At 66.2% G+C, this 12,466-nt stretch carries 10 protein-coding genes and 2 tRNA genes; 8 read left to right on the forward strand and 4 right to left on the reverse strand.

Annotation, left to right across the window (positions count from 1 at the left end):
* Positions 1 to 46 precede the first annotated feature (46 nt).
* Both VNN10_13465 and VNN10_13470 read right to left on the reverse strand, forming a co-directional pair.
* Positions 47 to 802 (reverse strand): alpha/beta fold hydrolase, encoded by a 756-nt coding sequence (locus VNN10_13465; GenBank protein ID HXH23029.1) that lies wholly within the window; start codon positions 800 to 802, stop codon positions 47 to 49.
* A gap of 504 nt (positions 803 to 1,306) precedes the next feature.
* Positions 1,307 to 2,428 carry a citrate/2-methylcitrate synthase gene (locus VNN10_13470; GenBank protein HXH23030.1) on the reverse strand — a complete coding sequence of 374 codons (1,122 nt, stop codon included), beginning with the start codon at positions 2,426 to 2,428 and terminating at the stop codon, positions 1,307 to 1,309.
* A gap of 275 nt (positions 2,429 to 2,703) precedes the next feature.
* Here VNN10_13470 and VNN10_13475 point away from each other — a divergent pair, with 275 nt between their 5' ends.
* The gene (locus tag VNN10_13475) at positions 2,704 to 3,867 is read left to right on the forward strand and encodes a CoA transferase (protein HXH23031.1); all 1,164 of its coding nucleotides are present in this window, start codon (positions 2,704 to 2,706) and stop codon (positions 3,865 to 3,867) included.
* Positions 3,864 to 5,042 carry a CoA transferase gene (locus VNN10_13480; protein ID HXH23032.1) on the forward strand — a complete coding sequence of 393 codons (1,179 nt, stop codon included), beginning with the start codon at positions 3,864 to 3,866 and terminating at the stop codon, positions 5,040 to 5,042. The genes VNN10_13475 and VNN10_13480 overlap by 4 nt, the downstream gene beginning before the upstream one ends.
* Here the strand turns inward: VNN10_13480 and VNN10_13485 are convergent.
* On the reverse strand, positions 5,032 to 5,646 hold the full coding sequence (locus VNN10_13485) for a hypothetical protein (protein HXH23033.1): 615 nt from the start codon (positions 5,644 to 5,646) through the stop codon (positions 5,032 to 5,034). The genes VNN10_13480 and VNN10_13485 overlap by 11 nt on opposite strands.
* Before the next feature lie 55 nt (positions 5,647 to 5,701).
* Positions 5,702 to 6,877 carry a YihY/virulence factor BrkB family protein gene (locus VNN10_13490; GenBank protein ID HXH23034.1) on the reverse strand — a complete coding sequence of 392 codons (1,176 nt, stop codon included), beginning with the start codon at positions 6,875 to 6,877 and terminating at the stop codon, positions 5,702 to 5,704.
* Positions 6,878 to 7,191: 314 nt separating this feature from the next.
* Between VNN10_13490 and VNN10_13495 the strand changes: the two genes are divergently transcribed.
* The 6 genes from VNN10_13495 to lepA all read left to right on the forward strand — a co-directional run bounded on the left by VNN10_13495 (position 7,192) and on the right by lepA (position 12,347).
* Positions 7,192 to 7,266, forward strand: a tRNA-Lys gene (locus VNN10_13495).
* A gap of 36 nt (positions 7,267 to 7,302) precedes the next feature.
* Positions 7,303 to 7,387 (forward strand) — tRNA-Leu (locus VNN10_13500).
* 93 nt (positions 7,388 to 7,480) lie between these two features.
* Positions 7,481 to 8,479, forward strand: coding sequence for an ABC transporter ATP-binding protein (locus tag VNN10_13505; GenBank protein HXH23035.1), 999 nt, complete (start codon positions 7,481 to 7,483; stop codon positions 8,477 to 8,479).
* Complete coding sequence (locus VNN10_13510; GenBank protein ID HXH23036.1) at positions 8,469 to 9,491, forward strand: dipeptide ABC transporter ATP-binding protein; 1,023 nt, start codon at positions 8,469 to 8,471, stop codon at positions 9,489 to 9,491. The genes VNN10_13505 and VNN10_13510 overlap by 11 nt, the downstream gene beginning before the upstream one ends.
* 65 nt (positions 9,492 to 9,556) lie before the next feature.
* A complete protein-coding gene (locus VNN10_13515; protein ID HXH23037.1) occupies positions 9,557 to 10,384 on the forward strand; it encodes a methyltransferase domain-containing protein in 828 nt (275 codons plus the stop codon).
* Positions 10,385 to 10,523: 139 nt separating this feature from the next.
* Positions 10,524 to 12,347 (forward strand): translation elongation factor 4, encoded by a 1,824-nt coding sequence (lepA, locus tag VNN10_13520; protein HXH23038.1) that lies wholly within the window; start codon positions 10,524 to 10,526, stop codon positions 12,345 to 12,347.
* Positions 12,348 to 12,466 lie beyond the last annotated feature (119 nt).

Consider the following 12,466-nt stretch of genomic DNA (forward strand, 5'->3'; position numbering starts at 1 on the left):
GCTTCGCGCGAACCGCTTGGCGGTCGCGACAGCCCTGAGCGGGAACTCAGCCCACGTGCCGGCGCAGCCAGGCGTCGACTCGCGGCGCCGTCGCGGTCACCGCTCGCTCACTGTACACCAGCCCCCAGTGGCCGGCATCCGGCACCGCTATCGTGTCGGCCCCTAGGTAGAGGGCGATGCGGCGGTTGAGGTCCGGAGGAAAGTGGCGGTCCTGCTCGCCGTAGAGGACGAGCGCAGGGCAACGGACGGCGCCGGCCCGGATATCGATGCCGCGTTTGCGCTGTCGGCGGGCGAAGCCGCTCTCGAGGGCGCCCCGGCTGCGCTCGAGGACTGCATCGCGTTCGGCGGGCGTGAGGTCGAACAGAGCCTCGGCGGAGCGTTCCGGTTCGTCCGGATACACGCCGTACAACTCCGGGCCGAACGGGGCGCTCGGCGTCTTGCGCACCTCCTCCGGGTCGCCGCGGCCCTGCACTTGCAGGGGCGGGCTTGGGGCGAGCGTGACCAGAGCCGGTGCCTCGGGGTGCCAGGCGGCATACATCATCGCCACTAGCCCACCCATGCTCCAGCCGAAGAGGACCGGCTCGGCGCCAAGCCGGGCCCGCATCTGCGCCGTGACGGACTCGACATCCGCCACGTAGTCCTCCATGGTGACCGTAGTGAAGTCGACCGGAAGACTGCGGCCGTGACCCCGAAGGTCGAGCACGTTGGCGTCCCATCCCAGGGCCTTCAGTTCGCGCCGCCAGAAGTCCCAGACCCAGGCGCCGTTGGCGGCGCCGTGTACGAGGAGCAGGGGTGGTAGCACGGGTTACAGGCCCTCTATCCCGGCACTACTCGCGGAGGCGCGCAACAAGCCGTCATTACAGGTCAGCGCGAGGTCGTGTCCAGGTGGTGCGTCTACTCATACGCCTACTGGGGCAATCACGGCCTCTGGTCAGGCCGAGACCAGTCTATCAGGCACGGGCAGATGGTAGCTCCTTATCAACCAGGCACTCGAGTAGCTCGGACTTCGCTCTGTATAGCTCTCGCGCCTCTGCAGCCTCCGCCAGTCAAGAGCAGCGAACCAACCGGCCCGATCCACCGAGGAGAGATCGAATCGGTCTCGCCCCCGGAATCAGACACAGAAGCTCAATGAAACTGGCTCCTGCTCACAGGACCCCACGCTGCCATGGTTAGCACGGCAAACGCCGCCAGGGCGACCAGGCGCCCAACCAGCGTTGTGAAGCCTACACGCGCCACGTCGGCCCAGCAGACGGCAGGTGCGCGTTCACGTTCGGCTCCGAAGCGCGGATACGGACGATGTCCCGCCCTAGCGGCGCTCCAGAGGGACGTACTCCAGGTTCATCGGCCCGGTGTACTTCAGCAGCGGCCGGATCAGGATGTTGTTCTCATACTGCTCAAGGATCTCAGTGCACCAGCCCGGCATGCGGCCGATGGCGAAGATGGGGACGAAAAGGTCCTCCGGGATACCGAGCAGGTAGTACACACTGCCGGCGTAGAAGTCGACGTTGACGTGGATGCCGTGGCGCTTGTAACGCGACATGGCCTCCTCGACCGCCTGCAGGATCTGGTACCACTCCGGCTTGCCGACCCGCTGGCTTAGCTCGCGGCTCTTCTCGCGCATGTGCCGCGCACGCGGGTCCTCAGCCTTGTAGACGCGGTGGCCGAAGCCCATGATGCGCGGCTGGCGCGCCTCCACGTACTCCTTCGCGCGCTCCGGCGTCCCGATTTCCAGCACCATCTTCATCACCGCCTCCGCGGCGCCGCCGTGCAGAGGCCCCTTCAGGGTAGCGATCGCGGACACGACCGCCCCGTGAAGGTCCGCTTCCGTGGACGCGGTCACCCTCGCGGCAAAAGCGGAGGCGTTGGCCCCGTGCTCGGCGTGGAGGATGAAGTCGAGGTCCATGCACGCGACCGCTTCCGCGCTCGGCTCCTGGCCGTGGAGCATGTAGAGGAAGTTTGCGGCGTGATTGAGGTCCTCTCGCGGCGCCAGAGGCTCCTGGCCGCGGCGGATCCGCTCGTGCGCCGCCACTATCGTCGCGACCTGGGCCGTCAGGCGCTCCGATTTGCGGACGTTCGCCTCCTTGGACATGTCGTTCGTGTCAGGGTCATGCGTGGCGAGGGAAGACACGGCCGTGCGCAGCACGTCCATCGGGTGGGCCTCCTGGTTGAGGCGGATCGTCTCTATCACTTCGGGCGCGATGTCGCGCTGGCGCCGCAGCCGGCGGTCGAAGGCCTCCAACTCCTCTCGCGTCGGGAGCGAGCCGTGGATCAGGAGGTAGCACACTTCCTCGAAGGTCGACCTGGTAGCGAGGTCATGGATGTTGTAACCGCGGTAAAGGAGAATGCCCTGCTCGCCGTCGATGAAGCTGGACTCGGTGCGGTCGAGGTAGACGTTGCGCAGGCCCCTGTTGAGCTGCTCCGAAACCATGCAGACCTCCGGCGTGCTTGTGAGGCGAGGGATCGACCGGAGTATATCAGCGGAGGGTGGCGTGGATGCAGTTCGAGATGCCTGAGGCGGGTCGTCGGGTGGCCTCTGCTGAGAGCGAGCGGGGCGCGCGGGTGGTGGCGCGATCGAGTGCGTGCCGACAGCAGCGCTGGGCCGCAGGCCCAGCTCAGTCGCCTCAGCCCGGCAGGCCGACTAGCCGACTAGCCGACGACCCATTAAGCTTTCGCCCATCCACCTGTTAGCTTCCAGGAGGTCCCGTGGGGATCCTTTCCGGCCTCAGGGTCGTCGATGTGACGCGCGGCACGGCCGGGCCGCTCCTAACACAGCTCCTCGCGGACATGGGGCCGGACATGGTGCGCGTCGAGTCGGTGGACGACAACGCGCGTAAGCAGCAGGGCTACCAGGTCCGGCTGCGCGGGCGCCGTAGCGTCCTGGCGGACCTGGCGCGCGCGGCAGGACAACACGTGCTCGAGCGCCTCGTCAGGCGCGCGGACGTGCTCGTCTCGGAGCCGGCTCTCGACGGCGTGAATCCGGTGCCGTGGCAGTGGCCCGAACTCGAGGCCATGAACCCGCGACTGGTGTACTGCCGCATCACCGGCTACGGCGACGAAGGACCGGAGGCTGGACGGCCTGTGCACGATCATCTCATCGCCGCCCGCTACGGCGTTTACGACCAGCCTGGCTGGCGCGAAGGCCCTACCTATCTCACTGCGCCAGTGCCCAGCCTGGGCGCCGCCCTCCTCTCCCTACAGGCGATCGGCTCGGCCCTGTACGTGCGGGAGAAGACCGGACGGGGGCAGGAGGTGACCACTTCGCTACTCGCCGGGTCGCTGGCCTTTCACCCCGGGTTTGTGCGCGCGAGCATCGAGCGGCCCGTGCCGGACCTGGGGCTGATGGCGCGAAGTCCGCTGGGCGCCGCGCCCTTCTACAGCATTTACGAGTGCGGCGACGGCAACTGGCTGCACTTCGGTTGCCTTACGCAGGAGTTCCAGCAGAGAGCAATGAAGGCCATCGGCCTCGAAGAGGAACTGAAAGCCCTCGGATTCGGCCAGGGACGCCAGGCGCCCCCCGAGACGCGGGAGCAGATCATCGCCTTGATTGCCGCCCGCATGAAGGAGAAGAGCTTCGCCGAGTGGGCCGCCCTCTTCGAGGAGCAGGACATCCCGCACGCGCCTTCGCAGTGGACCGAGGACCTGCTCGATGACCCCCAGGTTCGCCACGAAGGCCTTGTGCTGACGCTCGACGACCCTCACGCCGGCCCGATGGAACAGATGGGGCCCGCGATCGTCTTCGAGGGCGCGCCCGAAGGGCCGCCGCGCCCGGCGCCGCTGCCGGGCCAACACACGGACGAGGTCCTGCGCGAGCTGGGTTTCGCCGATTCGGAGATCGCCGCCATGCGCGCCGCCGGAGCCGTCGCGTGAGCGGGCCGCTCGACGGCATCCGGGCAGTCGACCTCTCCCAGGTGATCGCGGGCCCCTACGGCACTGCCCTGCTCAGTTACGCCGGGGTGGACGTGATCAAGGTGGAGGCTCCGGGAGGCGAGTCAGGCCGAAACCTTGCCGGCGGCTTCTTCGGCTATAACCGGGGCAAGAGGGCCATCTGCATCGACCTGCAGAAACCCGAGGGCCAGGCTGTCTTCCATCGCCTCGCCCGCGACTGGGCGGACGTAATCGTCGAGAACTTCCGGCCCGGCGTGGTCGAGCGCCTCAACGTCGATTACAAGACCATCGCCAGCCTCAACCCGCGCATTATCTACGTGAGCGCGACTGCCTTCGGCTCGAGCGGGCCATACAGCCATCGGCCGGGCTACGACCCCCTCCTGCAGGCAATGACGGGCGTCGAGAGGGCGCAAGGCGGCCGGCACAACCCGCCCGTCTTCTTGCGCATCGCGATCACGGACCTGACAACCGGCCTCATGCACGCCGCGGCCATCGCCATGGCGCTTTATCACCGCGAACGCACCGGGCGCGGGCAGCACGTAAAGGCATCGTTAATGCGCTCCGGCATCTTCATCAACGGCGACGCCTTCACTCGCTACCCGGGGCGGCCGGCACGGATTCTTCCAGACGCCGGCCAGCATGGCCTCGGGCCGCTCGACCGCATGTACGAGACCAAGGACGGCTGGATATTCATCCTGGTGGAGGACGACCAGGGCCGCTGGGAGAAGCTGTGCAGCGTGCCCGGGCTGGGCGAGGCGCTCGCGGACGGACGCTTCCGGACGCCCGCGGACCGGGCGCAGCATGCCGATGACCTGGCGGCGGTGTTGGAGAAGGCCTTCCGCAGCGACAGCGCCGAGGCCTGGCTCGCGAAGCTGGAGGCCGCGGGAGTCCCGGCCGCCCCGGTGATCGAGGGCTACGGGCGCCAGTTCTTCGAGGACGTCCAGCCCATCGTCAACCGCTACACCGTCTTCGGCGAGCACCCTGAACGCGGACACATGGAGCAGTCCGGTAACTACATCGGCTATTCGCTGACCCCGACCTCCCAGGAAGGTCGCACCGCCCCCCTTCTTGGCCAGCACACGGACGAGATCATGGCAGAGCTGGGCTACAGCGAGGCGGAAGTCGCCTCACTGCGAGCAGCCGGCGCTATCGCCTGAAGGGCTGATTCAGGGCAGAGAGGACATCATCGAGGATGGCGCGGTCCTCCGGCTCCGCCCGCGAACCGGGCGGGTCCTGGATCTCGTCGCCCGTCTGGCCGAGGACTGCCAGCATGTCCCGGTTCAGCAGCACCACCGGTCCCTGATAGAGTCGCTCCTCGCCGAGAAAGAGGAAGGTGTCAGTCAAGGGGAAGAAGCGCAGGAGACCGCTGTGCGCCGGATCGGATAGGTCGCTATTTGGCGGCACGTGGACCTTGCCGGTAGCCGCGTAAGGCGGCAGCAAGGCAAGCACGGGCACACGGACGAGGGTCGGCTTGACCATGCCGACGCGGTATAGCTGGTGCTGATGCTTGTAGTCTTCGCTCTCCTTCGGAATGGCCGCGATGATCTGCGTCTTCTGCACGGAGACCTCGGGCAGGCTCGCCATCACCTGCCCCTTCAGGCTGAGTACGGAGGCGTGGCGCAGCAGGAACGTCTCCGACCGCGAGTTCAGGAGGTCGCTGAGGCGCAGCTTCGCCGTGACCTGGTAGGAAACGCCAGCCAGCCTGTAACCGGACAGCAGAAGGTCGACGGTGAGCCCGCCGCCGACTCCAGAAGCGAACATCAGTCCTTGATAACTCTCCCTGTCTCTAGCAACTTTATCGGCACATCCGGCCCGGCTATGAGATGTGGCGTCTTGCCTCGGGGTCGCTTCCGGACTCGCCCTTGCTACCGGGGCGGCGCGCCCAGACCAGGCTCCGTAGGGCCCGTCCAGCCTCGATCTGCGCCTGCCGAAGCAGGGGCGTCTTAGGCTTCGTCGGGTCGGGCACGCTTGCAAAAGCCCCTGCGCCGAGGCCCGGCATCGCTACCGCCAGTTCCGCCCCGAACAGCAGTATCGCGGAGGCAAAGTAGACGGCGGTCAGGAACAGGAGGATCCCGCCCAGAGACCCGTAGAGCAGGTCGTAGGCGCGGAAGTTGGCCACGTAGAAGGCGAAGCCATTTTTGAGGAGCTCGAACAGGAGCGCCGCCACCACGGCACCCAGCCAGACGTCTCGCAAGCGGACCGGAGCCGCGGGCACGAAGCGATAAAGGGCACCGAACACCAACACCGATATCAGCGCGGGCAAGACGTAGGGCAGCATCCCCCAGAAGATGCCCGTGCCGCTGGATAGCGGCCCCAGGGCCTCGTCGCTGAGCTCCCTCAGGAGGCGAAGCGCCGCCGTGCCGCCCACCGAGGTGAGCATCAGCAGCCCGAAGGCGATGACCATGAGCAGGTCAATGAGCTTCTGCTGCAGGTACGCGCGCTGGACTTCAGCCCCCCACACTACGTTGATCGCTTTGCGCACGGCGCCGAACATCGCCGAGGCGGACCACGCGGAGAACAGGAGGGAGAAGACAGTAAAGGGCGGGCTCGCGCTTGCCACCTCCCCCAGGGTCTCGCTAACCGTGTTCTGGTAGCTGACAAGCAACTCGTCCCGGGTAAGGATGCGACCCGCGAGCTGAGCCTGTCCCGTGCGCTCCAGTTGCTCCGCTATCGCCTGGCGCTCGTCGTCGCTAAGGCGGGCGATCACCTCCGAGACCTGGCGCACCTCCCCGGGATTGAGGCGCTTCTCGTCCGGCACCAGCCTCACCTGGCCCTTCTCGAGGCCCAGGGAGTCGACGACCTCCCGGACGACGTCGGAGCGCACCTCCTCGCTACGGATGACGAGGCCGAACACCGAAACAAGCACGAAGGTGAGCGGCACAATGCTGAAGAGCACGTAGTAGGAGATGGCGGCGGCGAGTTGGGGGCAGTTGTCGCGGCCGTACTCGCGGATCGAGTGCTTGATGTAACGCCAGACCTCGCCGGCGGTCATGCTAGGAACTATGGCAGCGCTAACGAAAGGGTGTCAAAGCCGAAAGCCTAACTCGGGAGGCCCAGCGCGCCCGCCCGGCTGAAGCAGGAGCTGGAACAAGGAAGCGGGACGGGTGCCGCCAGCCCCTTCCTCCCCTCTGCCGGCGCGCCTCTTTGGCGAGGCGAAAGTTGACCTGTTATCCTTGGATCGGCGTTGACGGGAAAGTTATTGACACCACCGATCCCCTATGCTACGTTGCCGCCGCTACAGAGCAGGGCCGGCAGTTCGTGTAGAAGCGGAGTGCCGGCGCTTTGATAGTGGGCGGAAATTCGGCTGGGCCGCTAGCTCAATGGTAGAGCAGGTGACTCTTAATCACCCGGTTCCAGGTTCGAGTCCTGGGCGGCTCACCACTTTCGAGTAGGAGGCGGTAGCGCGGTAAACCGCTCGGGGAAGTGTCGGAACTGGTAGACGAGCATGACTTAGGATCATGTGCCGCAAGGCGTAGGAGTTCGAGTCTCCTCTTCCCCACCATGAGAGAGTTGGAGCAGAACGCGGGCCCAACGGGAGGGCCCGCGGTGCCGCATCAAACGCCGGTCAAGGGCTAGGACTGGCAAAGGGGGACTGATGCCGCCACTGCTGCAGGTGAAGGACCTCAGGACCTATTTCTACACGGAAGAGGGCGTCGTCAAAGCTGTTGACGGCGTGACCTATGACGTGGCAGAAGGCGAAACACTCGCCCTGGTGGGGGAAAGCGGCTGCGGCAAGAGCATCAGCGCTCTCTCGATCCTCCGCCTGATCCCAATTCCGCCCGGCCGCATCGTATCCGGGGAGGTCATCTTCGAGGGCGAAGACCTCCTGAAGCTCAGCGAAGAGGAGATACGCCACATTCGTGGCAACAAGATCTCGATGGTCTTCCAGGAGCCGATGACATCCCTTAACCCCGTGTTGACCATCGGCAAGCAGCTTACTGAAGCCATCGAGCTCCACCTCAAGCTCGACAGGCAGGCCGCGACCCAGCGCGCGATCCAGCTGCTCGAGATGGTCGGCGTGGCCGAGGCCGAGCGTCGTATCAACGACTATCCCCACCAGTTCTCCGGCGGGATGCGCCAGCGCGTCATGATTGCGATGGCGCTTTCCTGCAACCCCAAGCTCCTCATCGCCGACGAGCCGACCACGGCGCTCGACGTGACGATCCAGGCGCAGGTCCTCGAGGTGATGGCCCGGCTCAGCCGCGAATTCGGCACCTCCGTGATCATCATCACCCACAACCTCGGCGTCGTCGCCCGCTATGCGAACCGCGTGAACGTCATGTACGCCGGCAAGATTATCGAGACCTCGACGGCGGAAAACGTCTACTCCGACCCGCGGCATCCCTACACCCTGGGCTTGCTGAACTCCGTGCCGCGCCTTGACCAGGCGACGGGCGAGAAGCTGGTGCCAATCGAAGGCTTGCCGCCGGACCTGGCCCAGTTGCCGCCCGGCTGCGCCTTCTACCCGCGCTGCGTGTACCGCATCGACAAGTGCAAGGAGGAGTATCCTCCTCTGCAGCTAGTCGCCGAGAACCACTACGCCGCCTGCTGGGTGGACGTGAAGCAAGGGAGGCCCTCTAACAATGGCAGCTGAAACCCGGCAGCGGATTCAAACCGGCACTCGCGCCAACCTCGGCGACACCTTGATCGACGTCAAGGGGCTGAAGATGCATTTCCCGGTCACTTCGGGGTTCATCTTCCAGAAGGTGATTGCGGTCAACAAGGCCGTGGACGGCATCTCGTTCAACGTCCGCCGCGGTGAGACCGTCGGGCTGGTGGGCGAGTCCGGCTGCGGCAAGTCGACCACAGGGCGCTGCATCCTCCAGCTCTACAAGCCGACGGAGGGCAGCATCACCTTCGATGGCACCGAGCTCACGGATCTCAGGGGCAACGAGTTGCGCCTCTTCCGCCGGAAGATGCAGATGATCTTCCAGGACCCCTATGCTTCGCTGAACCCGCGCATGTCCGTGCGCGACATCATCGGCGAGCCTCTGGCCATCCACAACCTGGCCAAGGGCAAGGAGCGCAACGAGCGGGTGGCCGAGCTGATGAAGATAGTCGGGCTCAACCCCTACTACGCCAGCCGCTTCCCCCACGAGTTCTCGGGCGGCCAGCGCCAGCGCATCGGCATCGCCCGCGCCCTGGCGGTTGAGCCGGACTTCATCGTCTGTGACGAGCCTGTGTCCGCGCTCGACGTTTCGATCCAGGCCCAGATCATCAACCTGCTAGAGGAATTGCAGGAGCAGTTCCAGCTCACGTACCTGTTCATCGCCCACGACCTCGCCGTCGTCCGGCACATCAGTGACCGGGTGGCGGTGATGTACCTGGGCAAGATGATGGAGCTGGCGGACCGGAACGAGATATACGAAAACCCGCTGCACCCTTACACGAAGGCGCTCCTCTCCGCCGTTCCCATCCCGGACCCGCTTCTGGAGCGCAAGCGTGAGCGCATCATCCTGACCGGTGACGTGCCCAGCCCGCTGCGCCCGCCCCGCGGCTGCGTGTTCCACACGCGCTGCCCGATCGCCATCGACGAGTGCCGGCAGGAGATCCCCGAGTGGCGTGAGGTCCAACCTGGGCACTGGGTTGCCTGCCATCGGGTCTAGCGCTTGCTAAGGGTACCCAATAATATCGTCCAAGGCCCCGAGCCCTGGGTGGTGAAACTCGTCCCGTGACTGACCAGCTTCAAAGCTTTGACCCCTTCGCGAAAGAGCTGGCTTACGTCCGGGTAAACGAGCGTCTCATTGACCGGACCCTGCGGCGCCTCAAGGGCTGCCAACAGGTCGCCATGCTGGACGTGGCGGCCGGCACCGGCCTCATGACTGGCCTCGCCCACGAGCGCGCCCGCCAGCTAGGCATTCAGCTTCAGTCGACCCTGATTGACCTCGATGGGCCAGCCCTGCAAATCGCGCGCCAGGAAGTCGGCGAGACCGGCGCCCACTACGTCATCGCCGATGCTGCTCACCTGCCGTTTGTCCACCAATTCGACGTCGCGGTCTTCGCCAATTCCCTCCACCTGCTTGACGACGACGCGAAGCGGGCGGCGCTCCAGGGCGTGCACCAGGTCCTCAGACCCGGGGCGGTACTGGCGGTGAACACGACGTTCTACGATGGCGCCTACCCGGAGGAGAGCAAGCCCTTCTACAGCCGCTGGATCCGCCGGGCAGTGGCCGAGATGAACCGTCGCGTGCCAAACCGCAGCAAGGGCGAGCGCGCCCAGGCGATGGAGTCCCTGCCCGCGGAAGGCTACCGGCAGCTCGTCGAATGTGCGGGCTTTGAGATCGCTGAAATGCGCGAGCGGCGCGTGCTCCTGAGCCAGTCCGCCGTGCGTGCGATCTGCGGCTACAAGAATTTCGCGATGGGCGCCCTCCACGCGACTGACGAGGACGCGGAGCAGGCCTCCCAGGCGCTGCAGGTCACGGTGCGCCAGACCTTCCGCGACCTCAAGATGCACTACCTCCCGCGGAACTGGCTGGAGATCATCGCCGTCCGGGCCTAAGCCGCGCTGGCCTGATCTCACCCATCCGCGAAGCCAGCCATTGGTGCGCCTTCAGCTGGAACGTGAGCATGGCGCGCCGTAGCCCTCATTTGTTGGCCTCCCATGTCTGAAGGCCCGAATGCCCGTAACATAGGAACGAATGCAGCTCGACCGTATCCGCAACTTCTCGATCATCGCCCACATTGACCACGGCAAGTCCACACTCGCAGACCGGCTGCTGGAACGCACGGGGACTATCGGCGCGCGCGAGGCGACGGCCCAGTTCCTCGACTCGATGGAGCTCGAACGCGAGAAAGGCGTGACGATCAAGGCCAAAGCCGTCCGCATGACCTATCGCGCGCCCGACGGCGAGGAGTACGAACTCAACCTCATCGACACGCCCGGGCACGTCGACTTCGCCTACGAGGTCTCACGAGCGCTGGTCGCCTGCGAGGGCGCCCTGCTCGTCGTCGATGCGGCACAGGGGGTCGAAGCGCAGACGCTCGCGAACCTCTACACCGCCCTCGAGAACGACCTCACGATCATCCCCGTCATCAACAAGATCGACCTGCCCAACGCCGAGCCGCGCCGCGTCGCCGAGGAGCTGGCCCGGATAGTCGGCTTCAGCATGGATGAGATGCTCTACACGTCCGCGAAAGAGGGCATTGGCACGGACGACGTCTTGAAGGCGATTGTCGAGCGCATCCCGGCGCCAAGGGGAGACCCTGACGCGCCGCTCCGGGCCCTGATCTTCGACTCCAAGTACGACTCCTACAAGGGCGTGATCGCTTACGTCCGCGTGGTGGATGGCGCCATCCGCCGCGGCGAGAGGCTGCGCTTGATGGCGACGGACCGCCCACTCGAGCCCATCGAGGTCGGCATCTTCGCGCCGGAGCTGCGTGAGGCCGACGGCCTCGACTGCGGCGAAGTCGGCTACGTGGCGACGGGCCTCAAGAGCATTCGTGACTGCCGCGTCGGCGATACCCTCACGACGGACGACCGTCCGGCCGCCGCGCCGCTGCCCGGCTACCGGCCGGCGAAGCCAATGGTGTTCGCCGGCCTCTACCCCGCCGCCGCTAACGACTACACCGTCCTCCGCGACGCCCTCGAGAAGCTCCAGCTAAGCGACGCTTCCCTCACCTACCAGCCCGAATCGAGCATCGCGCTCGGGTTCGGCTTCCGCTGCGGCTTCCTCGGCCTGTTCCACATGGAGATCGTCCGCGAGCGGCTCGAGAGAGAATACGGGCTGACGCTGATCTTCACCGCCCCGAGCGTCGAGTACCAGGTCACCAAGACGGACGGCACCGAGCTCGCCATCGACAACCCCGCGGACCTCCCGCCGCCGAACGAGATCGCCGAGGTCCGCGAGCCCTGGGTCGACATCTCGATCGTTCTGCCGGACCGCTTCGTGGGGCCAGCCATGGAGCTCACTTCGGCGCGTCGTGGCTCCTTCAGGCGCATGGAGTACATGGAGACGGCTGGCGCGGGCGGCGTCGGTGAGTCTCGCGTGCTCCTGGAGTACCACGTGCCGCTGTCCGAGATCCTGACGGACTACTACGACCGCCTGAAGTCTGCCACCCAGGGTTATGCCAGCCTCGACTACACCTTCGCCGGCTACGAGCCCGCTCGCCTCGTGAAGCTGGACATCCTGGTTAACGGCCAGCCCGTCGACGCCCTCTCCATCATCGTCCATCCGGAGGAGGCCCAGGCTAAGGGCCGGGAGCTGGTCGAGAAGCTGCGCCGGCTCATTCCGCGCCAGCTCTTCGAGGTGCCCATCCAGGCCGCGATCGGCGGCCGCATCATCGCCCGCGAGACCATCCGGGCCATGCGCAAGAACGTGCTCGCGAAATGCTACGGCGGCGATGTCACCCGGAAGCGGAAGCTGCTGGAGAAGCAGGCAGAGGGCAAGCGGCGCATGCGGCGCGTGGGCAACGTGGAGATCCCGCAGGAGGCCTTCATGGCCGTCCTCAGCCTCGAACGCTAGCCCACGCTCGTCCGCCCCCGCCGTCCGACCTGCCAGGTCCGCCTACGGAGCGCGGCGTCCCCCGCCCGAAGACCCCTCCGCCTGCCTCTTCGACGCCGCTGCCCGCGCCAGTAGCGCTT

The organism is Dehalococcoidia bacterium (assembly GCA_035574915.1).
Lineage (GTDB): Bacteria > Chloroflexota > Dehalococcoidia > DSTF01 > WHTK01 > DATLYJ01.

Bases quoted from the DNA above. Each gene is read 5' to 3' on its own strand.
- VNN10_13470 (HXH23030.1), bottom strand. From the start codon at position 2,428: ATGGTTTCGGAGCAGCTCAACAGGGGCCTGCGCAACGTCTACCTCGAC.
- VNN10_13485 (HXH23033.1), bottom strand. From the start codon at position 5,646: ATGTTCGCTTCTGGAGTCGGCGGCGGGCTCACCGTCGACCTTCTGCTG.
- VNN10_13490 (HXH23034.1), bottom strand. From the start codon at position 6,877: ATGACCGCCGGCGAGGTCTGGCGTTACATCAAGCACTCGATCCGCGAG.
- VNN10_13505 (HXH23035.1), top strand. From the start codon at position 7,481: ATGCCGCCACTGCTGCAGGTGAAGGACCTCAGGACCTATTTCTACACG.
- VNN10_13510 (HXH23036.1), top strand. From the start codon at position 8,469: ATGGCAGCTGAAACCCGGCAGCGGATTCAAACCGGCACTCGCGCCAAC.
- lepA (HXH23038.1), top strand. From the start codon at position 10,524: ATGCAGCTCGACCGTATCCGCAACTTCTCGATCATCGCCCACATTGAC.